At 73.1% G+C, this 23,340-nt stretch carries 25 protein-coding genes; 7 read left to right on the top strand and 18 right to left on the bottom strand.

Features of this window, described 5'->3' with window-relative positions; genetic code table 11:
- Nucleotides 1-32: 32 nt before the first annotated feature.
- From B9S58_RS30705 to B9S58_RS30685, 5 genes are read right to left on the bottom strand one after another with little or no spacing between them, the layout of a single operon-like run.
- Nucleotides 33-1,286, bottom strand: a complete 1,254-nt coding sequence (locus tag B9S58_RS30705; protein ID WP_103535208.1) for an ABC transporter substrate-binding protein — start codon at nucleotides 1,284-1,286, stop codon at nucleotides 33-35.
- The gene (locus tag B9S58_RS30700) at nucleotides 1,283-2,497 is read right to left on the bottom strand and encodes a branched-chain amino acid ABC transporter permease (protein ID WP_103535207.1); all 1,215 of its coding nucleotides are present in this window, start codon (nucleotides 2,495-2,497) and stop codon (nucleotides 1,283-1,285) included. The genes B9S58_RS30705 and B9S58_RS30700 overlap by 4 nt, the downstream gene beginning before the upstream one ends.
- On the bottom strand, nucleotides 2,490-3,380 hold the full coding sequence (locus B9S58_RS30695) for a branched-chain amino acid ABC transporter permease (protein ID WP_103535206.1): 891 nt from the start codon (nucleotides 3,378-3,380) through the stop codon (nucleotides 2,490-2,492). The genes B9S58_RS30700 and B9S58_RS30695 overlap by 8 nt, the downstream gene beginning before the upstream one ends.
- Entirely contained in the window at nucleotides 3,377-4,177 is an 801-nt protein-coding gene (locus tag B9S58_RS30690; protein WP_103535218.1) for an ABC transporter ATP-binding protein, read from the bottom strand. Before B9S58_RS30690 ends, B9S58_RS30695 begins: the two co-directional genes overlap by 4 nt.
- Nucleotides 4,174-4,971, bottom strand: coding sequence for an ABC transporter ATP-binding protein (locus tag B9S58_RS30685; protein ID WP_103535205.1), 798 nt, complete (start codon nucleotides 4,969-4,971; stop codon nucleotides 4,174-4,176). The genes B9S58_RS30690 and B9S58_RS30685 overlap by 4 nt, the downstream gene beginning before the upstream one ends.
- Before the next feature lie 248 nt (nucleotides 4,972-5,219).
- On the opposite strand from B9S58_RS30685, the gene B9S58_RS30680 reads away from it, so the two are divergent.
- Complete coding sequence (locus B9S58_RS30680; RefSeq protein ID WP_103535204.1) at nucleotides 5,220-5,957, top strand: CdaR family transcriptional regulator; 738 nt, start codon at nucleotides 5,220-5,222, stop codon at nucleotides 5,955-5,957.
- Between the two features lie 211 nt (nucleotides 5,958-6,168).
- On the opposite strand, the gene B9S58_RS30675 is transcribed toward B9S58_RS30680, so the two are convergent.
- Nucleotides 6,169-7,287: a glycerate kinase gene (locus tag B9S58_RS30675; protein ID WP_103535203.1), complete on the bottom strand. Its 1,119-nt coding sequence runs from the start codon at nucleotides 7,285-7,287 to the stop codon at nucleotides 6,169-6,171.
- A gap of 150 nt (nucleotides 7,288-7,437) precedes the next feature.
- Between B9S58_RS30675 and B9S58_RS30670 the strand changes: the two genes are divergently transcribed.
- Entirely contained in the window at nucleotides 7,438-7,935 is a 498-nt protein-coding gene (locus B9S58_RS30670; RefSeq protein ID WP_103535202.1) for an NUDIX hydrolase, read from the top strand.
- Nucleotides 7,936-7,945: 10 nt separating this feature from the next.
- On the opposite strand, the gene B9S58_RS30665 is transcribed toward B9S58_RS30670, so the two are convergent.
- Nucleotides 7,946-8,146: a DUF2191 domain-containing protein gene (locus B9S58_RS30665; RefSeq protein ID WP_103535201.1), complete on the bottom strand. Its 201-nt coding sequence runs from the start codon at nucleotides 8,144-8,146 to the stop codon at nucleotides 7,946-7,948.
- A gap of 65 nt (nucleotides 8,147-8,211) precedes the next feature.
- Here B9S58_RS30665 and B9S58_RS30660 point away from each other — a divergent pair, with 65 nt between their 5' ends.
- On the top strand, nucleotides 8,212-8,940 hold the full coding sequence (locus B9S58_RS30660; protein ID WP_103535200.1) for a Sir2 family NAD-dependent protein deacetylase: 729 nt from the start codon (nucleotides 8,212-8,214) through the stop codon (nucleotides 8,938-8,940).
- A gap of 185 nt (nucleotides 8,941-9,125) precedes the next feature.
- On the opposite strand, the gene B9S58_RS30655 is transcribed toward B9S58_RS30660, so the two are convergent.
- Nucleotides 9,126-9,530 carry a (2Fe-2S) ferredoxin domain-containing protein gene (locus B9S58_RS30655; protein WP_103535199.1) on the bottom strand — a complete coding sequence of 135 codons (405 nt, stop codon included), beginning with the start codon at nucleotides 9,528-9,530 and terminating at the stop codon, nucleotides 9,126-9,128.
- Nucleotides 9,531-9,903: 373 nt separating this feature from the next.
- On the opposite strand from B9S58_RS30655, the gene B9S58_RS30650 reads away from it, so the two are divergent.
- A complete protein-coding gene (locus B9S58_RS30650) occupies nucleotides 9,904-10,488 on the top strand; it encodes a TMEM165/GDT1 family protein (protein ID WP_103535198.1) in 585 nt (194 codons plus the stop codon).
- A 101-nt stretch (nucleotides 10,489-10,589) separates the two neighbouring features.
- Here B9S58_RS30650 and B9S58_RS30645 read toward each other — a convergent pair whose 3' ends face one another.
- The 8 genes from B9S58_RS30645 to B9S58_RS30605 form a co-directional block, all read right to left on the bottom strand.
- The gene (locus B9S58_RS30645) at nucleotides 10,590-11,126 is read right to left on the bottom strand and encodes a methylated-DNA--[protein]-cysteine S-methyltransferase (RefSeq protein WP_103535197.1); all 537 of its coding nucleotides are present in this window, start codon (nucleotides 11,124-11,126) and stop codon (nucleotides 10,590-10,592) included.
- A 22-nt stretch (nucleotides 11,127-11,148) separates the two neighbouring features.
- Nucleotides 11,149-12,621 carry an AlkA N-terminal domain-containing protein gene (locus B9S58_RS30640; protein ID WP_103535196.1) on the bottom strand — a complete coding sequence of 491 codons (1,473 nt, stop codon included), beginning with the start codon at nucleotides 12,619-12,621 and terminating at the stop codon, nucleotides 11,149-11,151.
- 245 nt (nucleotides 12,622-12,866) lie between these two features.
- The gene (locus B9S58_RS30635) at nucleotides 12,867-13,403 is read right to left on the bottom strand and encodes an O-acetyl-ADP-ribose deacetylase (RefSeq protein WP_103535195.1); all 537 of its coding nucleotides are present in this window, start codon (nucleotides 13,401-13,403) and stop codon (nucleotides 12,867-12,869) included.
- Nucleotides 13,404-13,448: 45 nt separating this feature from the next.
- A complete protein-coding gene (locus tag B9S58_RS30630) occupies nucleotides 13,449-14,864 on the bottom strand; it encodes an NAD(P)/FAD-dependent oxidoreductase (protein WP_103535194.1) in 1,416 nt (471 codons plus the stop codon).
- A 95-nt stretch (nucleotides 14,865-14,959) separates the two neighbouring features.
- On the bottom strand, nucleotides 14,960-15,805 hold the full coding sequence (locus tag B9S58_RS30625) for an inositol monophosphatase family protein (protein ID WP_103535193.1): 846 nt from the start codon (nucleotides 15,803-15,805) through the stop codon (nucleotides 14,960-14,962).
- Between the two features lie 58 nt (nucleotides 15,806-15,863).
- The gene (locus B9S58_RS30620) at nucleotides 15,864-17,708 is read right to left on the bottom strand and encodes a gamma-glutamyltransferase family protein (protein ID WP_103535192.1); all 1,845 of its coding nucleotides are present in this window, start codon (nucleotides 17,706-17,708) and stop codon (nucleotides 15,864-15,866) included.
- Between the two features lie 68 nt (nucleotides 17,709-17,776).
- The gene (locus B9S58_RS30615; RefSeq protein WP_258045142.1) at nucleotides 17,777-17,941 is read right to left on the bottom strand and encodes a hypothetical protein; all 165 of its coding nucleotides are present in this window, start codon (nucleotides 17,939-17,941) and stop codon (nucleotides 17,777-17,779) included.
- A gap of 386 nt (nucleotides 17,942-18,327) precedes the next feature.
- Entirely contained in the window at nucleotides 18,328-19,293 is a 966-nt protein-coding gene (locus tag B9S58_RS30605; RefSeq protein ID WP_103535191.1) for a LysR family transcriptional regulator, read from the bottom strand.
- 107 nt (nucleotides 19,294-19,400) lie between these two features.
- Between B9S58_RS30605 and B9S58_RS30600 the strand changes: the two genes are divergently transcribed.
- Nucleotides 19,401-20,096, top strand: coding sequence for a type 1 glutamine amidotransferase domain-containing protein (locus tag B9S58_RS30600; RefSeq protein ID WP_103535190.1), 696 nt, complete (start codon nucleotides 19,401-19,403; stop codon nucleotides 20,094-20,096).
- Between the two features lie 33 nt (nucleotides 20,097-20,129).
- On the opposite strand, the gene B9S58_RS30595 is transcribed toward B9S58_RS30600, so the two are convergent.
- Together B9S58_RS30595 and B9S58_RS30590 are read right to left on the bottom strand one after the other, a co-directional pair.
- Nucleotides 20,130-20,498, bottom strand: a complete 369-nt coding sequence (locus tag B9S58_RS30595) for a Zn-ribbon domain-containing OB-fold protein (protein WP_103535189.1) — start codon at nucleotides 20,496-20,498, stop codon at nucleotides 20,130-20,132.
- A gap of 125 nt (nucleotides 20,499-20,623) precedes the next feature.
- Complete coding sequence (locus B9S58_RS30590; protein WP_103535188.1) at nucleotides 20,624-21,304, bottom strand: TetR family transcriptional regulator; 681 nt, start codon at nucleotides 21,302-21,304, stop codon at nucleotides 20,624-20,626.
- Nucleotides 21,305-21,473: 169 nt separating this feature from the next.
- Between B9S58_RS30590 and B9S58_RS30585 the strand changes: the two genes are divergently transcribed.
- Nucleotides 21,474-22,259 (top strand): electron transfer flavoprotein subunit beta/FixA family protein, encoded by a 786-nt coding sequence (locus tag B9S58_RS30585; RefSeq protein ID WP_103531570.1) that lies wholly within the window; start codon nucleotides 21,474-21,476, stop codon nucleotides 22,257-22,259.
- 63 nt (nucleotides 22,260-22,322) lie between these two features.
- Nucleotides 22,323-23,285 carry an electron transfer flavoprotein subunit alpha/FixB family protein gene (locus tag B9S58_RS30580; protein WP_103531571.1) on the top strand — a complete coding sequence of 321 codons (963 nt, stop codon included), beginning with the start codon at nucleotides 22,323-22,325 and terminating at the stop codon, nucleotides 23,283-23,285.
- The last annotated feature ends 55 nt before the right edge of the window (nucleotides 23,286-23,340 follow it).

The raw sequence follows: 23,340 nt of genomic DNA, 5'->3' as shown, positions 1-23,340 counted from the left end.
CCCGTACGCCTTCCGCCGAGCTGGGAAGGGGCTCAGGAACCGGGAGTGAAGGACTCGGCTGCCGCGGCGACCTCGGCCGGCCGGACCACCTTCAGTCCGCCGGAGGCCTTGGCGTCCGGCTTCATGATGACGCTCTCCCGGGTGGACGGCGCCTTCGGGTCCGAGAAGTCGTGCGACACCCCGAACTCGCTCCCGTACCCCTTGATCGTGAGCAGCGCCTTGTCGATGCCCTCGCGGGTGAGGTCCTTGTCGTCGCACGCCTTCGACAGCGCCTCACCGAACAGGGAGGCCGCCGTGTATCCGGCGACGACGCCGTTGTCGAGGACGTCCTTCGGGTACTGGGCCGCGTACTCCTTGGCGAGCTTGGCGGGGCCGTCGCCCGGGTCCCCGACGGGCAGCGTGGAGGCGGCGACGTAGTAGTCCTTGAGCAGGGCGGGGCCCGCCTGGGTCTTCAACAGCTGCGGTGCGAAAGCCGAGTTGTTGCCGACGACCGGGACGTCGAAGCCGGTGGCCGCCGCGACGCCGACGAGCGATGCCGCCTGGCGCGGGCCCGCGCTGACGACCACGGCCTTGACCCCGGCCTGCTTGAGGGCGGCGACCTGGGCCGTCATGTCGTTGTCGGTCGGCTTGATCTTCTGCTCGACGACGGTGAGACCGGCCTCCTTCGCCGCGTGCTTCGAGCCGACGAGCGCGTTCTCGCCGTAGTCGCCCTCGAAGTACACGTGACCGATCTTGTCGCCCTTCGCGATGCGCTTCTCGGCGAGGAGATAGTCGATCAGGTTGATCGTCTCGACGTCGTAGGTGGCGCCGATGACCCGGATGTACGGGGAACCCAGCAGATTCGCCGACCAGGCCTGCGGCAGGACGAGACCCTTGTCCTGGCCGTCGATGCGCTGCTCGACGGCGGCGACGAACGGGGAGCCGATGAACTGGGCGAAGCCCAGCACCTCCGGCTCCAGCTCGGTGTACGCGGAGATCGCCTTCTGCGGGTCGTATCCGTGGTCGCGGACCGTCAGTTCGATCTTCCGGTCGCAGATGCCTCCCTCCTCGTTCGTCTGCTTGACCCACAACTGCTGCGCCTGGGTGACGCTCTTGCCGAGCGAGGCGTAGACGCCGGTCATGTCGGTCAGCACGCCGAGGGAGATCGTCGAGGAGGAGACCCCGGGGCCGGTCTTGATCCCGCCCTCGCTCTCCTCGTCCGCCTTTCCGTCGGTCGCCTTGCCGCTGCACCCGACGAGGGTGACGGCGAGGGTCGCGACCACGGCCGTGAGCACTCTCAGTTTCATGACTTCTCCCCTGGATTCTTCGGAGCCGCTGATTGCTTCGGAGCCGCTGGTTGCTTCGGAACACCCGGCTTCTTCGGAGCCTTCGGCTTCCTCGTGCGTGCGAGGCCGAGGCGGGCGAGGCCGCCGGGCAGGAACAGGACCACCGCGACCACCGCGGCGCCGTACAGATAGCGGGACGCCTCACCGGGTGCCAGCCCGCCCGTACCGGGGGCGGAGACCAGCGGCAGGGAGTCGCTGTAGTGCGTGAACACCTGCGGGAGCAGGGTGACGAACGCCGCGCCGATCACCGCTCCCGCGACGCTGCCGAGCCCGCCGATGACGATCATGGCGAGGTATTCGAGGGACAGGATCATGCCGAAGTACTCGGGCACGGTCCGCTGGAAGACCAGGGCGAGCAGGACGCCCGCGAGGCCCGCGTACATCGAGGACAGGACGAAGACGCCGGCCCGGTAGCGGGCCACCGGCACGCCCATCACCCCGGCCGCGATCCGGTGGTCGCGGATGGCGTTCATGGCCCGTCCGGGACGGCCGCGCAGCACGCCACGGGCGAACAGCGCGCTCAGCAGGAGCGCGGCCAGGCCCGCGTACCAGAGCTTCTCCGAGGAGCCGAACGGCACGGCGGCGACCACGACTTCGGTGTCGTCGAAGGTGAAGCCGAACAGCGACAGCGGCGGTACGGCCCGGCCGTTGTAACCGCCGGTCAGCGAGCCCGCGTTGAACAGGACGTGCTGCCCGATGAAGATCAGCGCGAGCGTCGCGATACCGAGGTACGCGCCGCGCAGCCGGCCGGCGATGGGGCTGAACAGTCCGCCCGCCGCTCCGGCGAGCAGCACGGCGAGGATCGCGGCCAGCCAGGTGGGCAGCCCGAGTCCGGTCAGCGTGTGCCCGTTCTCGGTACTGCTCTCCCCCGCCAGGACGCAGTAGCCGTACGCGCCGACGGCGAGGAAGAAGGCGTGGCCCATGGAGAGCTGCCCGGTGGCGCCGGTGAGCATGTTGAGCCCGATGGCGCCGATCGCCGCCGCCATCGCGAACAGTCCGGCCTGGAGCCAGAAGCGGTCCAGGTAGAAGGGGAGGACGAGGAGCAGGAGGGAGCCGGCGAGGACCGCGTACGTACGGGGCCGGCGCAGCCGTTCGGTGACGCCCCGGGCACGGGTGGGTGCGGTGGTGGGCGCGGCGGGGGCCGCGGGGGCGGCTTCGGCGGTGTCAGACACGGGCCAGCTCCTTCGTGCCGAAGAGTCCCGCGGGCCGGATGAGCAGGACCGCCACCATCACCAGGTAGGGCGCCAGGTCGCCGATGCCCCGGCCGAGGAAGGAGAGGTCGCTCTGGTAGCCGGTGGCGAGCGACTCGGTGACACCGACGATGAGTCCCCCGGCCAGCGCCCCGGTGGTGGAGTCGAGCCCGCCGAGGATCGCGGCGGGGAAGGCCTTGAGCGCGGCGAGCGAGGTGGCGCGTTCGAGGCCCGGGGTCGGGAACACGGTGAGGAAGAGCGCGGCGACGGCGGCGAGGGCTCCGGCGACGGCCCAGGCGGCGAGCGACACCCGTCCCAGCTTGATGCCCATGAGCGCCGCCGTCTGCGGGTTCTCGGCGGCGGCCCGCATCGACACGCCCCACGAGGTGTAGCGGAAGGCGAGCAGGAACACCGTGATCAGCAGCCCGGCGGCGAGGAACGCGGCGATCCGGGTCTGGGCGAGGGTGATGCCGCCGATGGAGACGACCTCGTTGCCCCAGGGGTCTCCGAGGGCGAGCACGTCCGTGCCCATCCGGCGGGTGAGTTCGGTGATCAGGAGGATGTCGACGCCGATGGTGACGATGGCCAGGACGCTGTGGTCGCTGCCCCGGTAGCGGCGCATCACGAAGAACTCGATGGCCGCCCCGACGGATGCCGCCCCCGCGATCCCGACGAGCAGCGCGGGCCAGAACCCGATGTCGTCGTGGAGCACGGCGGTGACGTATCCGCCCGCCAGCAGCAGGGACGCGTGGGCGAAGTTGACGACCTCGGTGGCCTTGAAGATGACGACGAACCCGAGCGCGATGAGTGCGTACACCGAGCCGATCGACAGGCCGCCGAGGAGGAGTTCGACGAACGTGGTCATTGAGGTGCTCCCAAGTAGGCCTGGACGACAGCCGGGTCGTTCTGGACCTCGGCGGGAGTGCCCCCGGCGATCCGTCGTCCGAAGTCGAGTACGGTCACCGCGTCCGCGAGCCGCATCACCACTCCCATGTCGTGCTCGACCAGCACGATGGAGATGCCGAGGCTGTCGCGTACGTCGGCCACGACGGCGGCGGTACGGCGGCGCTCGTCCGCGGTCATCCCGGCGATCGGCTCGTCCAGCAGCAGGACCTTCGGCTCCATGCACAGGGCGCGGCCGAGCTCGACGAGCTTCTGCTGCCCGTACGGCAGTGATCCCGCCGGGCGCTCCAACTCCTTGTCCAGGCCGATGAACGCGGCGATCTCCCGGACCCGGTCGCGGTGGCGCCGTTCCTCGCGGGCGGCGGAGGGCAGCCGCAGGCCGGTGGCGACGAACCCGGAGCGGGTCAGCCGGTGGCGGCCGAGCAGGAGACTGTCGGCTACGGTCGCGTGCGGGGGCAGCGCCAGGTTCTGGAAGGTGCGTGCGACCCCGAGGTCCGCGATGGCGTGCGGAGGGAGTCCGGTGAGTTCGGTGTCGCCGAGACGGACGTGTCCGGAGGTGGCGCGGTAGACGCCGGACAGCACGTTGAAGCAGGTGGACTTGCCCGCGCCGTTGGGCCCGATGACGGCGTGCACGCTGCCGGGTTCGACGGTGAAGGAGACGCCGTCCAGGGCGGTGAGCCCCGAGAAGCGGACGGTGACGTCCCGCACGGCGAGGGCGGCCGTGGTGCTGTGCGCGGAGGCCGTTGCGGTGGTGGTCACGCGGACCACCTGCTCAGGGTGCGGCGGGTCCGGGCGGCGGGGTCGGCGTCCGACGCCGCGTCCTCGTCGACGACGCCGAGGTAGCGGCGGCGCACCTCGTCGGACGCGGCGAGTTCGTCGGCGGGCCCGGACAGGGCGACCTCGCCGACGTCGAGGACGTACGCCGTGGAGGCGAGCCGCAGCGCGATGGCCGCGTTCTGCTCGACGAGCATGACGGAGGTGCCGCTCGCGTTGATCTCCTGCACGGTCTCGGCGATCCTCGCCGCCATCAGCGGGGCGAGGCCGAGCGAGGGCTCGTCCAGCAGGAGCAGCCGGGGTCCCGCCATCAGGGCGCGGCCCATCGCCAGCATCTGCTGCTCGCCGCCGGACAGCAGCCCGGCCCGCTGGTGCGCGCGGTCGGCGAGCACCGGGAACAGCTCGTGCACCCGGGCCAGTGCGGCGCTCGTCTCCTTGCGCCCGCCGCGTGCCCCGAGAGCGCCCGCCCGCAGATTGTCGGCCACCGTCATCCGGGCGAAGACCTGTCGGCCCTCCGGTACCTGGACCACACCGGCGGCCACCACCTGGGCGGGCCGCAGCCCCTCCAGGGGGCGGCCGTCGAACCGGATGGTGCCCGTACCCGTCCCGCGGTGGAAGCCGAGGGTCCGCGACACGGCCCGCAGCAGCGTGGTCTTGCCCGCGCCGTTGCCGCCGAGTACGGCGGTGATCCCGCCGTCCGGCACATCGACGGAGATGTCGCGCAGCGCCCGGACCGGGCCGTAGCCGACGGACAGCGCGCGGATCTCTAGCGTTGCCATGCGTCCTCCTCCTTCCGCCTTGTCGTGTCGTGTTCGTCTGTCGTGCTGGTTGGTGGGGTGGTGCCACAGACCAGCACCGGGCGGGACGCGCGTCCACGGCGCGGGACCGACTCGATGCGGACGACCAGCGAACGGAGGGCCTCGTTGTGCACGTGCACAGAGGCGGTGACGGGCGGGCGCCCGGTCGCACGGCCGGTGGCATCCTCATCGGTCATCAGGTGCGCCCGGACCCGGGGACGGAGCGGCGGATGCGGCGTGGGACGCGGTACGGGGCGCTGCTCGGCCCGCTGCTGGCGGGCGGGGCCGTGGCGGACCTGGCGGAGTGCGCGGCGCGCGGCCTCGGGCTGCCGGAACGAGGGTGTTACGCGGTGGTGGTGCTGGGCGCGCCCGTGCCGGAGGCCGCGGTGGCGGATGTCCCGGACCCGGACGGGACACGCTGGTGCTGGTGCGGCTCCGGGGACGAGGACCGGGACGGGGGCGGGGACGTCGCGGTGGTGCTGCTGGGTACGGCGGGCCCGGCCGGGGCGGTGGCACGGCTCGGGGAGCACGGTGCGGGGCCGGGGGGCATGAGTCCGGTGGTGGGCTCGTTGGCGGAGCTGGGTACGGCACGGCGGCTCGCGGGCACGGCGCTGCTGACGTGTGCGCCCGGCACCCGGGAGGTCGTACGGCTCGATGAGCGGCTGCCGACGGCCCTGCTGGTGAGCCGGCCGGAGCTGTCCGCCCGGCTCCTCGCGGAGGTGTTCGGTCCGCTGCTGGCGCTGGTTCCCGCGGAGCGCGCGGTGCTGGTGGGGACGCTGGAGGCGTGGCTGGAGTGCGGGGGCTCGGTGGGGCGGGCCGCGGTACGGCTGCGATGTCACCGCAACACGGTGTTCAACCGGCTGCGGCGGCTGGAGCGGCTGACCGGGCGCTCGCTGTCACGGCCGCGCGAGCTGGTCGACCTGGTGCTGGCGCTGGACGTGCTGAGGCTGTCGTCCGCGCCGCGGTGAGCGGCCGTGTGCGCGGGGGCAGGAGATGGGGGCGGGGAGGCATGGGGTGCGGGAGAGCGCCCGGGTCCGGCGTACGGCACGGGGCCCGTCGTACCGGAGAGGCCCGGCGTGCGGCGCGGGGCCCGGTACGCGGCACGGGACCGACCCGGCGTACCGGAGGGACCCGGCCCGGTCCCCGGGCCCCTCCCGTCTCCGTGCCTCCGCGCGTGCGTCAGCTCAGCAGGAAGTCCCGGGCGATCGACTCCGCCGCCCGCTCCAGCAGCGGCCCGGCCTGGGCCATGGACACCGCCGGGTCCGGTTCCAGCTCGGCCAGGGCGTAGGCGCGGCGGATGCCCGCCTGCTCCAGGGCCTGAGGGGGCAGGGCCAGCCGGCCGCAGACCGCGACGACCTCGATCCCGGCCGCGCGGGCGGCGGCTGCGACCCCGGCCGGTGCCTTGCCGTGCAGCGTCTGCTCGTCCAGCGAGCCCTCGCCGGTGATGACCAGGGTGGCCCGGGAGAGCGCGGGGGCGAAGCCGAGCACGTCGAGCATGACCTCGATGCCGGGGCGGAAGCGGGCGCCGAGGGCGACGAGCGCCCCGTAGCCGATGCCTCCGGCCGCGCCCGCGCCGGGCAGGGCCGCCGTCTCCGGCCCCAGAATCGAGGCGAAACGCGTCAGGGCCGCGTCGAGGACCGCGATGTCCTCCTCGCTCGCGCCCTTCTGCCGCCCGTACACCTCGGGGGCGCCCTTGGGCCCGGTCAGCGGGTTGTCCACGTCGCTGGCCAGCACCAGGTCGACATCCGCCAGGCGCGGGTCGAGCCCCGAGAGGTCGGCCTCGGCCAGCTCCGCGAGCGGGCCGCCACCGGGGCCGACGGGCTTGCCGTCCGCGCCCAGGAAGCGGGCTCCTAGGGCGGCGAGCATGCCCGCGCCGCCGTCTGTCGTAGCACTGCCGCCGACCCCGAACACGATCGTCGTCGCCCCCGCCTCCAGGGCGGCCCGCAGGAGTTCGCCCGAGCCGTACGTGGTGGCCGTGAGCGGGGCGAACACCCCGTCGGGCAGGAGCTGGAGGCCCGAGGCCTCGGCCATCTCCACCACGGCGGTGGACCCTTGCAGCGCGTACGCCGCCGTCACCGGGTCCCCGAGGGGGCCGGTCACCCGCGCCTCGCGGCGCTCGAATCCGGCGGCCACCGCCGCCGCGACCGTGCCGTCGCCGCCGTCCGCGACCGGCAGGGTCTCCACCCGTACCCCGGGGACGACGCGCCGCAGCCCGGCCGTCACCCGCTCCGCGACCTGTACGGCCGTGAGCGAGCCCTTGAACTTGTCCGCCGCGACGAGCACGCGGGCGGTCTCCACATCTGCTCCGTCCGTCACCTTGCATCCCTTGCTTTCGAACAGGCAGTCGCGCCGCCCCGACCCTATCCGCACGACCCCTGATCTGCCCATGGCCGTCCACAACCGTGCGACAGGCCCCAGGGCAGGGCGGGCCCCACTACGCTGTCGGCCGTGACGGCTCCCGATGCCGACTACGCCGCGTACATCGCCGGGCTCCCCCGGATCCTGGCCGGTGCCGCCTCGCTCTTCCGTGACGCGGACGGGCGGATCCTGCTCGTCGAGCCGAACTACCGCAAGGGCTGGGCGCTGCCCGGCTGGACGGTCGAGTCGGAGACGGGTGAGGCCCCCCGGCAGGGCGCCCGGCGCGAGACGGCGGAGGAGATCGGCCTCGACATGGCTCCGGGACGGCTGCTCGCCGTGGACTGGGTGCGGGGCGTCGGACGTCCGCCGATCGTGGCGTACCTGTACGACGGCGGGGTGCTCACCGCCGCCCAGCTGGCGGCGATCCGGCTGCAGGAGGAGGAACTGCTCTCCTGGAGGCTGGTGGCGCCGGCCGATCTGGACGGCTATCTGCTGGGCACGCTCGGCCCCCGGGTGCGGGCGGCGCTGGCGGTCCTGGCGTCCGGTGGCGGAGCGGTGGAGCTGGAGGACGGCGAGCCGGTCGCATGACGGGGGGCGGTCAGCCCTGCTGCGCCTCGGGCTTGATCTCCACGTCGCGCTCCGCCCCTTCGCGCTCGGCGACCAGGGCCTCGGTTCGGTGGCCGCGCGCGATGTAGTCGCGCATCACGAGTTCGACGGCGTCCTGGGGGTTTCCGACTCCCGCGAGCACCATGACTTCGACGACGAGTTCGGCGTCCAGACTGACGCTCACCTTGGCCATGCGCGCACCTTACACGGGCGAATTGCGCTCGCACGCGAGGTTTTCGCTTCTCTAGGGTCGCCCCCATGACTCTCGTCGCGATCCTCAGCGGTGCCGGCATCTCCACCGACTCCGGCATCCCGGACTACCGGGGGCCCAACGGGGTATGGCGCACGGATCCGGAGGCCGAGAAGCTCGTCACGTACGACTTCTACCTGGCCGACCCCGCGATCCGCCGCCGCTCGTGGCTGATGCGCCGCGATGCCGCCCTCCGGAAGCCCGAGCCGAACGCGGCCCACCGGGCGGTCGCGGAGCTGGAGCGGTCCGGCGTACCGGTCCGGGTGATCACGCAGAACATCGACGGGCTGCACCAGCGGGCCGGCCTGCCCGACCGCAAGGTCCTCGAACTCCACGGCACCGCGCACCGGGTGGTCTGCACGCGCTGCCACGCCCGGTCCTCGATGGCCGTGGCCCTGGAACGGGTCGAGGCCGGCGAGTCCGATCCGGCGTGCACGGCCTGCGGCGGGATCCTGAAGTCGGCGACGGTGATGTTCGGCGAACGGCTCGACCCGCGAGTGCTGGCCGATGCGATGGCTATCGCCAAGGCGTGCGAGGTGTTCGTGGCGGTCGGTACGACGCTGCGAGTGCAGCCCGCCGCTTCGCTCGCCGGGATCGCGGCCGAGCACGGGGCCCGGCTGGTCGTGGTGAACGCGGAGCCGACCCCGTACGACGAACTCGCCGACGAGATCGTCCGGGAGCCGATCGGCGTCTCGCTGCCGAAACTCCTGGCGGGGCTGACCGGGCCGGACGGCTGACCGGGCCTACGGGGCCGCGGCCGGCCCGGGGCGCTCCGTACGCTGTCGGCGTCCTGCGCCGCTCCGTCCCGGTCGTCGGCTTCGGTCTCCTCCTGATCCGTCGATCCCGGCCGATGCGCTCCGTGCGCGCCGGCGGGCGGGCGGCTGCGCCCGGCACGGGACCGCGGCCGACCGGGGCGGCGTGCTCAGCCCTCCAGGCCCGCCCGGACCCGGCGCGACGGCTGGAAGACGTACAGGTCGAGGATGTCCGGGGCGTCCGCGAGGCCCGGGCCGCCCGCCGCCGCCCAGGTCGCGATGTCCTGCTCGGCATGCTCGTCGTTGACCAGGCCCAGCCAGACCGGCCGGCCCCCGGCGCGGCGGCCCTCGGCGGAGGGCTGCACGACGATCACGTTGCCCTGCTCGCAGGCGTCCAGGCACTCGACCGCCCGTACGGTGGCGGCGCCCTCAAGACCGGAGCGCAGCCGAGCCAGCTGGGCCGCGTGATCGACGCCCGGGATCTTCTCGGTGCCGCAGCAGCAGCCCCGGCAGACGCTGACGGTGGGCCGGGGGACGCCCTGGGCGGGTACGTCCTTGCGGGGGCGGCGGCTCATGGGGGACCTTCCCGTCGCGGTGGGTGGGATGGAGTGGGACCACCGGCGGCACGGGTGATCATCACGACTCTACCGAGGCGCTCACGGCTCGAACACCAGCACCCACGACCGACCGGGTGGGGTACTGTTGATGGCTGCGAAGGGGAGTAGCCCCGCAAACCGGTCGTCGACACACTGGAGCCCCCGGGTTCCCGGTGGCCGGGCTCGTGAATCCCGCAAAGGGGTTCCCACGGGCGGGCGAGACCTTCGGTCCTGTATGACACGTCCACGTCCTGTGGGCGCTGCCGTCATGCCGGGCCGAGTGGTCCTCCGAGAAGCCCGAGCGGCGCTTCGCGAAGATCCGGGGCCCGGCTCGAAAAGAAAGCCACCCGGAATGGACCTCGATCCTCTGGCGGTCATCACCGCCTTCGGGCTGATCTTCCTCGCGGAGCTCCCCGACAAGACGATGTTCGCGTCGCTGGCCATGGGCACGCGGATGCGTCCGCTGTACGTCTGGTTCGGCACCTCGTCCGCGTTCGTCGTGCACGTCGCCATCGCCGTGGGCGCGGGCGGCCTCATCGGCCTGCTGCCCGACTGGATCGTCAAGCTCGTCTCGGCCTCGCTCTTCGCGCTCGGCGCGTTCCTCCTGCTGCGCGGCAGCGGCGGGGACGACGATGACGAGACCGAGGTGAAGACCGTGACCGGATTCTGGCCGGTCTACTCGACCGCGTTCATGGCGGTCTTCATCAGCGAGTGGGGCGACCTGACACAGATCACCACCGCCAACCTCGCGGCGAGCAACGGCACCTGGTCCACGGCGATCGGTTCGGCCGCCGCCCTGATGTCCGTCTCGGCCCTGGCGCTGCTCACGGGGAAGTTCATCGCGAAGCGCGTACCGCTGAAGACCGTGCAGTGCATCGGCGGGATCTGCATGCTGGGCCTCGCCGTCTGGACGGCTGTGGAGATCTTCACCGGCTGAGGACGGTGTGCGGAGAGGCGGGGGGCGTACCGGCTTCGGTACGCCCCCCCGCCCGTTGTTCCCTCAGAACAGCGCTGCTCCCTCAGAACAGCGCTGCTCCCTCAGAACAGCGCCTGCACTCCGTCCTCCTCCCCGCCGCGCTCGAACGCGAGCAGCCGCTGCTTGCGGTCCAGCCCGCCGCCGTATCCGGTGAGGCTCCCGGAGGCGCCGATCACCCGGTGACACGGCACGATGATCCCGACGGGGTTCTTGCCGTTGGCCAGGCCGACCGCCCGCGAGGCACCCGGCTTGCCGAGCTCCTCGGCCAGTTCGCCGTACGAACGGGTCTCGCCGTACGGGATCTTCAGCAGCTCCGCCCACACGCTCCGCTGGAACGGGGTGCCGTGCAGGTCGAGCGGGAGGTCGAAGGTGGTGCGGTCGCCGGCGAAGTACTCGGTGAGCTCCTGGACCACCTCGCCGAAGGGCTCCGGGTCCGGGACGCCGAAGGTCTCCTGGGGTGGGCGGTGGCGCTGGTCGGTCATGTAGAGGGCGGAGAGGACGCCGTCGGTGGCGACGAGCGTCAGCGGGCCGTAGGGGCTGTCGACGACCGTGTGCCGCTTGGTCACCGGAGAGGCGGGGGTGGTGTGGGTCGTGGTCATGGGAGCGTTGTCCTTGTCTGCGTCAGGCGGGCAGGCGGTTGATGGGGTGGTCGTCCACCGTCCAGAGGTACTGCACGGCGTACGCCCGCCAGGGGCGCCAGTCGGCGGCCCGTGCGGTGAGGGCGGCGGGGGTGGCCGGCAGGCCGAGCCGCTCGGCCGCCCGGCGGATGCCGAGGTCGGTGGGGAGGAAGGCGTCGGGGTCGCCGAGGGCCCGCATCGCGATGGACTCGACCGTCCAGGGGCCGAATCCGGGCAGGGCGGCCAGCTCGGCGCGGGCCTGCTCCCAGTCGGTGTCGGTGTCGAGCCGCAGCCGGTCCTCCGCGAGGGCGGCGACGAGCGTGGTGAGCGTGGTGCGGCGGGTGCGCGGCAGGGCCAGGGCCTCCGGGTCGAGGTCCGCCAGCGCGTCCGGGGACGGGAAGAGGTGTGTCAGGCCGCCCTCGGGGTCCTCGACCGGGACGCCGTGGGCGGTGACCAGCCGGGCCGCGTGGGTTCGGGCGGCGGCGGTGGAGACCTGCTGGCCGAGCACCGCGCGTACCGCGAACTCCGCCCCGTCCACCGTGCGGGGCACCCGGCGGCCGGGGCCCGCGTCGACCAGCGGGGCGAGCAGTGGGTCGGTCCGCAACTGCGCGTCGACGGCGACCGGGTCCGCGTCCAGGTCGAGGAGCCAGCGGCAGCGGCTGATGGCCCGGGTGAGGTCACGGGGGTCGGTGAGGGAGAGCCGGCAGGCGATGTGGTCGGGCTGCGGGCTCAGGGCGACGACGCCGTGCCCGTACGGAAGGGTGAGGGTGCGCCGGTACGCGCCGTCCCGCCACTCCTCGACGCCGGGGACGGCGGTCGCGGCGAGATGGCCGAAGAGGTTGCTGGGGTTGAGCGGGGCCCGGTACGGGAGGCGGAGTGCGATGACGCCCGGTACGGCGGCGGCCCGGGGGCCCCGGTCCGCCCGGGTGCGCAGTTCGCCGGGGGCCAGGCCGAAGACCTCGCGGACCGTCTCGTTGAACGTGCGGATCGAGGAGAAGCCGGCGGCGAACGCCACCTGCGCCATGGGCAGTGCGGTCGTCTCGATGAGCAGGCGGGCGGTCTGCGCCCGCTGGGCGCGGGCCAGGGCCAGCGGGCCCGCGCCCAGCTCGGCCAGCAGCTGGCGTTCGATCTGCCGCGCGGAGTAGCCGAGCCGGGAGGCGAGCCCCGGCACGCCCTCGCGGTCGACGACCCCGTCCCGGATCAGACGCATGGCGCGGGCGACCGAGTCGGCGCGGGCGTTCCACTCGGGGGAACCGGGGCTGGTGTCGGGGCGGCACCGCTTGCAGGCCCGGAACCCGGCCTGCTGGCAGGCGGCGGCGCTGGGGTAGAAGGTCATGTTGCGGACCTTGGGCGGCACGACGGGGCAGCTGGGTCGGCAGTAGATCCGGGTGGTCAGGACCGCGGTGAAGAACCAGCCGTCGAAGCGGGCGTCCTTGGACTGGACGGCCCGCACGCAGCGCTCGGTGTCGGTGTGCATGGTTCCAGGATCGGTCACCGGTCAGGGGCTTGGCTGGCGGAAATCCGACAGGGCGCTCGCGCGGAATTCCGACAGGCGTCCGGATCCTCGCGGTGGCCGCCGAAGACCTTGAGCATCTGCTCGTGGCGGCCGCCGGACTCCTCGTACACGCCCCGTGGCGGGTCGCCGGGCACCTTGGGCGCTCGTGGCGGGTCGCCGGGCACCTTGGGCGCTCGTGGCGGGTCGCCGGTACGGAACTCGCGGACTCAGCCGCGCATCGCGAGGACTTCCTCGAACTCCACGTACGCGTGCGCGTCGAAGAGCACGAAGCGCACTTCTTCGACCGGCTCCACGGTCTCCGCCAGGACCGTGCGTACGGCGATCCGGGCCCCGTCGTCCATCGGCCAGCCGTAGATGCCGGTGGAGATCGCCGGGAAAGCGATGGTCCTCGCCCCCAACTCGGCTGCCAGGCGCAGGGATTCGCGGTAGCAGGAGGCGAGCAGGGCGGAGCGGTCCTGGGCGCTGGAGAAGACCGGGCCGACCGTGTGCACGATCCACCGGGCGTCGAGGCGTCCGGCGGTGGTGGCGACGGCCTGTCCGGTGGGCAGGCCCTTTCCGTGGTGCGAGGCGCGCAGCTCACGGCAGGCGGCGAGGATCTCGGGTCCGCCGCGCCGGTGGATGGCGCCGTCGACTCCGCCGCCGCCGAGCAGCGAGGAGTTCGCCGCGTTGACGATGACGTCGACGGACTGGTCGGTGATGTCGCCGCGGACCAGACGTACGGCGGGGGAGACAGAGGTGCTCATGCGGACATCATGCCGCGCGCCGGGGGCCTGCGCCGCCCGGTCGGTTCAGGAGGCCCGCAGTCGTCGCCATACGGCCTTGGCGGCGTGGTGGCCGGACATGCCGTGCACGCCGGGGCCGGGCGGGGTGGCCGAGGAGCAGAGGAAGACCGCCGGGTGCGCGGTGGCGTACGGGACGCGGGCGAGCTTGGGGCGGATGAGGGTCTGCAGGCCCGAGAAGGCTCCGCACGCGATGTCGCCACCGACGTAATTGGCGTTCCGCTCGGCCAGTTGGGGCGGGCCCGAGACCGCGCGGGCGAGCACCAGATCGCGGAAGCCGGGGGCGAAGCGCTCCAGTTGGCTTTCGATGACGTCGGTGGCGTCGCCCTCCCAGCCGGCCGGGACGTGCCCGTACACCCAGAAGGCATGGCGCCCTTCGGGGGCCCGGGAGGGGTCGGTGAGGCTCGGCTGGGCGGTGATGAGGAAGGGGACGCCGGGGTCGCGGCCCTCGACGGCGGCGCGCAGCGCGGTGTCGATGGTCCCGGCGTCGGGGCCGATGTGGACGGTGCCCGCGCGGCGGGCCTCGGACGCGGTCCAGGGGACGGGGCCCGACAGCGCGTAGTCGATCTTGAAGGCGGAGGCGCCGTAGCGGTAGCGGTGGTACGCGGAGCCGAGGCCCGCGATCCGGGCGACCGCGGAGGGCGAGGTGTCGAAGATGTAGGCGCGGGCGGGCGGGAGTTCGTCCAGCCGCTTGACCTCGCTGCCGGTGCGGATGGTGCCGCCCTGTTCGCGGAGGTAGGAGGCGAGGGCGTCCGAGATGGCCTGGGAGCCGCCGCGCGGCACCGGCCAGCCGTTCTCGTGGGCGGCGAGCGCGAAGACGAGCGCGATGCCCGAGGTGGCGAAGCCGCTGGTGGGAGCTATGGCGTGGGCGGCGAGCCCGGCGAAGAGGCCGCGGGCCTTCTCGCCGTCGAAGCGGCGGGAGACCCAGGTGGCGGGCTGGAGGCCGAGCAGGCCGAAGCGGGCCAGCCGGTACGGGTCGCGGGGCAGGCCGTCCCAGGGGGTACGCAGGAAGTCGGCGGCCAGGGTGTCCCAACGGCCGACGAAGGGGGCCATGAGACGGCGGTAGGCCCCGGCGTCGACGGGCCCCAGCGACATCGCGCTCTCGCCGACGGAGCGGGTGAGCGCGGCGGCGGTGCCGTCCGGAAAGGGGTGGGCGAGGTCGACCTCGGGGTGCAGCCATTCCAGGCCGTGCCGGGCCAGGGGCATCGCCCGGAACGCGGGCGAGCCGATCCCGAGGGGGTGCACGGCGGAGCAGGGGTCGTGCCGGAACCCCGGCAGCGTCAGTTCCTCGGTGCGGGCGCCACCGCCGACGGAGTCGTGCGCCTCGTGGACCTCCACTGCGAAGCCCCTGCGGGCCAGTTCGGCCGCGGCGGTCAGCCCGTTGGGCCCGGCCCCCACGACGACCGCGTCAAGCATCGAGGGCACCTTGGGACTCCTTCGTCGGCCGGCAGGCTGAGGCTCCAGGATATTCCGGCGCACCGACCGTGCGGACGCGGGTACCCCGTGGCCGGCCGGGCGGGTCAGCCGCCCGACCGCAGAGCGGCCAGGACGCGCTGGACGGTGGCCTCGTCGCGGGCCGCAGTGAACGGCAGGTCGTTGCCGCCCGCGATACGGAACGGAACACCGGACAGGGTCGACTGGGCGCCGCCCGCCTCGGTGACCAGGAGCAGGCCGGCGGCGTGGTCCCAGGCGTACTCCCAGTTGAAGGCGGTGGCGTCCTGGGCGCCGCGGGCGACGGCGAGGTACTCCAGCCCGGCCGAGCCGCAGGGGCGGGCCGCGATGCCTTCGGTGCGCAGGCCGAGCAGGGCCCGCTTCTGGGCCTCGGTGGTGTAGTCGGGGTGCGACATCGCCACGTCGAGCACGGCGCCGGGGGCGGGCGACCCGGAGTGTATCGGCGTCCCGTTCAGCGTGGCGCCCCGGCCGCGTACGGCGACGGCCATCTCGCCCAGGACCGGGGCGTACGTCCAGGAGGCGTGGACCTCGCCGTGCTGGGCGAGGGCGACCAGGGTGCAGAAGCCGGCCTCGCCCCGGACGAACTGGCGGGTGCCGTCGACCGGATCGATGATCCAGACCGGGGCATCGCCGCCGAGGGCGTCGTAGACCGACGGGTCGGCGTGCACGGACTCCTCGCCGACGACGACCGAGCCGGGCAGCAGCTTGGTGAGGGCCGCGGTGAGGTACTCCTCGGCGAGCCGGTCGGCGGCGGTGACCAGGTCGTGCGGGCCGCTCTTCTCGATGATCTCGTGGGCGGCGAGCTTCCGGTGGCGGGGCATGATCTCGGCCGCGGCGGCGGCGCGCACGGCCTCCTCGACCTCGGCCAGCTGTCCGGTGTGCCCGGCGGTCCCGTGCAGGAAGTCATCGATCATGGCTCCAGCTAAGCACGGTCGCCCGGCGACGCTGCCGCCGGGCGTTCGAAGGTGCTGGTCAGCGGCCGACGGCGTACCCCTGCATGCCACGCGGATTGGCGGCGGCGGACAGGACGCCGGTCCCGGGGTCCCGGGCCACGGCGCACAGGCGTCCCTCCGACCATGGCTCCCCGACCGTGACGTCGTGGCCCCGGCGGCGCAGTTCCGCGATCACGTCGGGATCCATGCGGCTCTCGACGGTGACGCTGCCGGGGCGCATGGCGCGCGGGTGGAACGAGCCCGGGAAGCTGTCGTTGTGCCAGTTCGGCTCGTCGATCGCGCCCTGGAGATCGAGCCCGCCGCGCACCCGGGCGCGCCGGGCCACGGCGAGGAAGAAGTGCACCTGCCACTGGTCCTGCTGGTCCCCGCCGGGCGTGCCGAACGCCATCACGGGGACGCCGCCGCGCAGGGCGAGGGAGGGCGTGAGGGTGGTGCGGGGGCGGCGGCCGGGTGTCAGGGAGTTGGGGAGTCCCTCGTCCAGCCAGGCCATCTGGAGCCGGGTGCCCAGCGGGAAGCCCAGCTCGGGCACGACCGGGTTCGCCTGGAGCCAGCCGCCGCTGGGCGTGGCGGAGACCATGTTTCCCCAGCGGTCGACGACGTCGAGGTGACAGGTGTCGCCCCGGGTGGCCCCGTCGGGCGCGACGAGTTCCCCGCCGCCGGGGCGCGCGCGTCGAGCCATGGTGGGCTCGCCCGCACCGGGCGCCGGGACGAGGCCGGGTGCGGCCTCGCCGGGCTTTCCGGCGCCGACCGCGCGGGCGTGCGCGGAGAGGACCGGGGTGCGGCCGCCGGGGCTGCCGGGACGCAGTTCGGTGGCCGCGGTGTCCGTGATCAGCTTCCGGCGGTCGGTGTTGTACGACTCGGAGAGCAGGTCGTCCAGGGGCACGTCACCGGCGTCCCCGTACCAGGCCTCGCGGTCGGCCATGGCAAGCTTGCAGCCCTCGACGAGCAGGTGGACGTATTCGGCGGAGCCGTGGCTCGGGAGCTCGGGCGGGAGGAGCGCGAGCTGCTGGAGGAAGGCGGGTCCCTGGCTCCACCCGCCCGCCTTGGCCAGCGTCCAGCCGTTCCAGTCGTACGTGACGGGGGCTTCGTACGACGCGGACCAGCCGGCCAGGTCGGCGGCCGTCAGGGTGCCGGTGTGCCGGTCACCGCTGGTGTCCAGGGTAGGAAGCGCCGCCTGCCGTACGAGGGCCTCGGCGACGAACCCCTCGCGCCAGATCGCGCGGGCGGCCTCGATCCGGGCGGTGCGGTCCGCTCCCCCGGTCTCCTCCGCCTCGGCGATCAATCGTCGCCAGGTCTCGGCCAGCGCGGGGTTGCGGAACAGCTCGCCGGGGCGCGGGGAGCGGCCGCCGGGGAGGTAGACCGCGGCGGAGGAGGTCCACTCGGTCTCGAAGAGTTCGCGCACGGTCTCCACGGTCTCGCCGACCCGCTCGACGGGGGCGTGGCCGTCCTCGGCGTATCCGATCGCGTAGCGCAGCACCTCGGCCAGGTCCTTGGTGCCGTGGTCGCGCAGGAGCAGCATCCAGGCGTCGAAGGCCCCGGGGACGGCGGCGGCGAGCGGCCCGGTGCCGGGGACCAGTCCGAGGCCGAGGGAGCGGTAGTGCGCGACGGTCGCCCCGGCGGGCGCGGGTCCCTGGCCGCAGAGGACGCTCACCTCGCCGTGTGCGGTCGCCAGGATCATCGGGACCTCGCCGGCCGGGCCGTTGAGGTGCGGCTCGACGACGTGGAGGACGAATCCGGCGGCGACGGCCGCGTCGTAGGCGTTGCCGCCGTCCTCCAGGACCGCCATCGCGGACTGGGAGGCCAGCCAGTGGGTGGAGGACACCATGCCGAAGGTGCCCTGGAGGGTGGGTCTGGTGGTGAACACGGCTGTTCCTTCCGGTCGTTGCGGGTGGTGGGCGAGCCGGTCGCGCGGGTGGCCGGCGGACTGGGCCCTCAGCTTCCGGGGCCGTGGTCCGAGCCGGAGACCAGGAGGACGCGGGTGCCGGGGCCGTTGGCGCGCCGGCGGTGACGTACGCCGCCGGTGGGATCGAGCGTGTCGCCGGGTTCGAGCCGACAGACTCGGCCGTTCGTCCCGGCTTCGGCCGTGCCGTCGGCCACGTACATCAACTCGTCGTTCCCGTGCAGGAATGCACGGTCGGTGTGCTGGTCGCCGGGCCGACCGGGGAGACGGCGCGCGGGTCGGTCCCCCTGGCGGGCATCACGGTGGCGGTCACGCTGACGGCGTACCTCTTCCTGTGCGGTGTGGGGCGGCGGAGCGCGGTGCTCATCGGCATGGCGGCAGCCACCGCATCGCGGTGTTCAGCGGGCTCGGCACCTTCGGCCCGCCCCGGCAGCGGCTTCTCGCTCCCGGCGCTCCTCTCCCGCGGGACACCGCGGTTCGATGTCCTCGCCGCGCCGCTTCTGCTCGTCCTGAGCCTCAGTATGCTCGCCGGGAGCACCGGCCGGACCGTCCTCAACAGCGCGGCCTCGGGGCGCGCGGCCCCTCACCACGCGCGGGCGGCCCCGATCAGCAGCTCGCGCACCCGCGCCACCTGGGGGTTGACGGCGGAGCCGGGGCGCTGCACCAGGTACGCGGTGTTGATCGGCGGGTCCTCGGGGGCGTACAGCTCGACGAGGGCGCCCGAGGCCAGTTCGTCCTCGCAGAGGTAGCGCGGCAGCACCGTGAAGCCGGCCCCCGCCACCACGGCAGCGAGCACCCCGCGCAGGTCGGGCACGGTGACGGCGGCCCGGCAGTCGAGACGGCGGCCGAAGACGTGGCGCCAGTAGCGGCGGGCGATGGGCAGGTCCTCGGCGTACGTGATCAGGGGCAGGCCGTGCAGCACGCCGGGCCCCCGGGCCGCGATGCGCTCGGGTCCCCCGGTCCGGGCTGCCCAGTGCGGGGCGGCCGTCAGCACGAACTCCTCGTCCATCAGCGGCACCGCGGACAGCGCCCGGCCGCGCGGCCGGGCGGTCGCGATGACCAGGTCGTGGCGGCCCGCCCGCAGCTCGTCCAGGAGCGGATCGGTGAGCCCGGTAGCGGCGCGCAGCAGCAGCCCGTCCGCGATCCGCGCGGCCAGCGCGGGCAGCACCCGCAGGCACATCACCTCGGCGGGGCCCGCCAGGTGGACGGGGGCGGCCGGGCGCTCACCGGCCACGAGCGTCTCGCCCGTGACCTCGGCCAGGGCGTCCAGCGGGGCGTCGATCCGGGCCGCCAGCTCGTCCGCGTACGGCGACGGGGCGACCCCGCGCGGCAACCGCTCGAACAGTTCCCGGCCCACCTGCCGCTCCAGGGCACGCATCTGGGCGGTGACCGTGGGCTGGGACAGGCCGAGCAGCCGGGCAGCGGCGGTGAAAGAGCCTGACCGGTGCACGGCGAGGAAGGTCCGCAGCAGATTCAGATCGGCCGGACCCGGCTGCGCGTCCGCCGTCCGGCCCGGCACCAGAGACCCATCAGGATCCTTATCCCTCATAGCCGCCAGCCTATTGGATACCTATGGGTGATCCGTCCTACGGTCGTCCCGGGTCAGCTCTTACCGAGACCCCCCGCACACCCACTCGATCTACGGAGACACACGACATGGCAAAGATCCTTTTCGTGGTGACCGGCGCGGACCACTGGACCCTGGCGGACGGCACGAAGCACCCCACGGGCTTCTGGGCCGAGGAGGCCGTGGCTCCGCACCGGGCCTTCACCGGCGCCGGGCACGAGGTGGTCGTCGCCACCCCGGGCGGCGTCGTCCCGACCGTGGACCGCGGCAGCCTGGCGCCCGACGTCAACGGCGGCCGGGAGGGCGCCGACGAGGTGACGGCCGGTCTTGAGGCGTTCGAGGAGCTGCGGCGGCCGGTCGCGCTGGAGGACGTGGACCCGGACGCGTACGACGCGGTCTTCTACCCCGGGGGCCACGGCCCGATGGAGGACCTCGCGGTGGACCCCGCCTCCGGTCGGCTGCTCACCCGGGCACTGGCTTCGGGCAAGCCGCTCGGCGTCGTCTGCCACGGCCCGGCGGCGCTGCTGGCCGCGACCGGCCCCGACGGGGGAAACGCGTTCGCCGGGTACCGGCTGACCGGCTTCACCAATACCGAGGAGACCCAGGCTGGCTTCGCGGACAAGGCCAAGTGGCTCCTCCAGGACCGGCTGGTGGCGCTGGGCGCGGACTTCCAGGAGGGCGAGCCCTGGGCCCCGTTCATCATCACCGACCGGAACTTGATCACTGGTCAGAACCCGGCCTCGTCCGCGCCGTTGGCCGCCGAGATGCTCAGCCGGCTCGACTGAGCGGAGACCGACGGCTCGCCGGGCGGACGGCGTTCAGACCCAGTCCCGCTGTGCGGGCGGCTCGCAGAGCTCCAGCACCACCGCGCCCGTCTCCGGCTCGTCCCCGGAGACGGGCCGGACGCGCGCGCCGACCGTCACCAGGTGCGGAGCCGCCCCCACGATCTGACAGCGGAAGACGAACCCTTCGGAGAACCGCACCAGGGACTCGTTGCGCGCCGCCTCGGTGTAACGGTGGACCACGGCGGTCCGGACGACCACGCCGTGGGCGGTGGTGCGTTCAGGCTCCAGTTCGCTCGACGCGCATACCGGGCACAGCAGCCGCCGGAACGAGGCGGTGCCGCACCAGCGGCAGCGGTGATAGGAGAGGCCGCACTCCTCGTGCGCCTTCTGGACGGTGCCCATTCCTGTCTGGGACACGGCTCGACCCCCTGCGCTCGACTCGGACGCGCCGCACCTGCACTGCCGGCGCGTCCGCACCATATGGCACTCAGTGCCGGACAGTAAAGGCACTGAGTGCCCATTGATACTCAACTCTCGCCGACGGCGGCCTCGATCTGCTGCACGACGCGCCACATCGGGGTGCCTTTCCGCGCGACCATCACGATCACCTCATCGTCGCCGGAGACGGGAAAGGGGGAGACGGGAAGGGAGTCGGCGGACCGCCCCCACACCTCACGCACCAGGGCGAGCGCATGATCGACGGCCGCCTCGGGGTCGCCCGCCCCGCCCGAACGCAGCCACAGCCGCAGCCCGTTGTTGTGCGCGGCGACCACGGAAGCCGCGATCACCTCGGCCCGCAACTCCCCGTCACCGCCCTCGCCGAACCGGCCCCGCAGATAACCGGCGAGGGTCTGTTCGTAGCGGCGCACCACGGAGAGTTCGTACGTCCGCAGTCCCGGTACCTCCCGGGTGAGGCGGTAGCGCTGCACGGAGAACTCGGGGTCGGCCGCGTACATCCGCAGCACGATGCGCGCGGCATCGCACACCGCGCCGACCGGATCACTGTCGTCGACGGCGGCCAGGAACTCGGTCATCTCGGCGAGGCACCGCTCGTGGTCCGGGAAGACCGCGTCCTCCTTGGACGGGAAGTAGCGGAAGAACGAACGCCGGCCCACCCCGGCCCGCGCCACGATGTCGTCCACGGTCGTCCGCTCGAAGCCCCGCTCCAGGAAGAGCTGGAAGGCCGCCTGTGCGAGCACCTCCCGCATGGGTGCCTTCTTCTCGGGTCCTCGTGCCTCGCTCATGCGGCGAAACGTAGCACCGGCGGGGCACTTTTGGCACTGCGTACCTTTACAGAGGGTACTGAGTGCCATATTGTCTTCACCACTACGAACGACACCCAGGTGGGACCACACCCAGGTAGGCAGGAGAGCCGGCGTGAGCTTGAGGATCGTTGTCTGTGTGAAGTACGTGCCCGACGCGACCGGTGACCGGCGTTTCGCCGATGACCTGACGCTGGACCGTGAGGATGTCGACGGTCTGTTGTCGGAGCTGGACGAGTACGCGGTCGAGCAGGCGTTGCAGATCGCCGGCGAGGCGGACGATGCGGAGATCACCGTGGTGACGGTGGGTCCGGAGGATGCCAAGGACGCGTTGCGCAAGGCGTTGTCGATGGGTGCGGACAGGGCGGTGCACGTCGAGGACGACGGTCTGCACGGCAGCGATGTGATGGGGACGTCGCTGGTGCTGGCGAAGGCTGTGGAGAAGGCCGGGTATGACCTGGTGGTCTGCGGGATGGCGTCGACGGACGGTGTGATGGGTGTGCTGCCGGCGCTGCTGGCGGAGCGTCTGGGTGTGCCGCAGGTGACGCTGCTGTCCGAGGTCGCGGTGGACGGGGGTGTCGTGACGGGGCGGCGTGACGGTGACACGGCTTCCGAGCAGTTGGAGGCTTCGCTTCCGGCGGTGGTGTCGGTGACCGACCAGTCCGGTGAGGCGCGCTACCCGTCGTTCAAGGGGATCATGGCGGCGAAGAAGAAGCCGGTCGAGTCGCTGGACCTGGACGATCTGGGTCTGGACGCGGACGAGGTGGGTCTGGCGGGTGCGTGGACGGCGGTGGACTCCGCGACGGAGCGCCCGGCGCGTACGGCGGGCACGATCGTGAAGGACGAGGGTGAGGGCGGCCGGCAGCTCGCCGGGTTCCTCGCGGGCCAGAAGTTCATCTAGGTCCCGTGCCGTTCCTCTTCCCTCTCCCTCTCCCTCTCTCTTCTCTTTCTGGAGTGCGTTGTCATGGCTGAAGTTCTTGTTCTGGTCGATCATGTGGACGGTGCGGTCCGTAAGCCCACGCTGGAGCTGCTGACGCTGGCGCGTCGGATCGGTGACCCGGTCGCCGTCGCGCTGGGTGCGGGTGCGGGGGCGACGGCGTCGGTGCTGGGTGAGCACGGTGCGGTGAGGGTCCTGACCTCGGACGCCCCGGAGTTCGCGGAGTACCTGGTGGTCCCGAAGGTCGATGCGCTGCAGGCCGCGTTCGAGGCGGTCTCGCCGGTGGCTGTTCTGGTGGTGTCCTCGGCGGAGGGCAAGGAGATCGCGGCGCGGCTCGCGCTGCGGGCCGGCTCCGGGATCATCACGGACGCCACTGATCTGGAGGCCGGTGAGGAGGGTGTCGTGGCGACGCAGGCGGCGTTCGCCGCCTCGTACGCGACGAGGTCCCGGGTCTCCAGGGGGGTTCCGGTGATCACGGTGAAGCCGAACTCGGCTCCCGTGGAGCCGGCCCCGGCGGCGGGTGCGGTCGAGGCGCTGCCGGTGTCGTTCGGTGCCGCGGCGACGGGTACGAGGGTCACCTCGCGGACGCCGCGTGAGTCGACCGGGCGCCCGGAGCTGACGGAGGCGGCGATCGTGGTCTCGGGTGGCCGTGGGGTCAACGGTGCGGAGAACTTCCCCGTCATCGAGGCGCTCGCGGACAGTCTGGGTGCCGCGGTGGGCGCTTCGCGTGCGGCGGTGGACGCGGGCTGGTACCCGCACACCTCCCAGGTCGGGCAGACGGGCAAGTCGGTCTCCCCGCAGCTGTACATCGCCTCGGGCATCTCCGGTGCGATCCAGCACCGGGCGGGCATGCAGACCTCGAAGACGATCGTCGCGATCAACAAGGACGCCGAGGCCCCGATCTTCGAACTCGTCGACTACGGCGTCGTCGGCGACCTCTTCGCCGTCGTCCCCCAGCTCACCGAGGAGATCAACGCCCGCAAGGGCTGATCCCCGGAGAACAGACCCGCCCCGGGCCGCACGGTGAACCCCACCGTGCGGCCCG

Source organism: Streptomyces sp. SM11 (assembly GCF_002910905.1).
In the GTDB taxonomy this organism is placed as follows: domain Bacteria; phylum Actinomycetota; class Actinomycetes; order Streptomycetales; family Streptomycetaceae; genus Streptomyces.
Note: the sequence above shows the minus strand (reverse complement) of the source record. Positions and strands in the feature narration are given on the sequence as shown.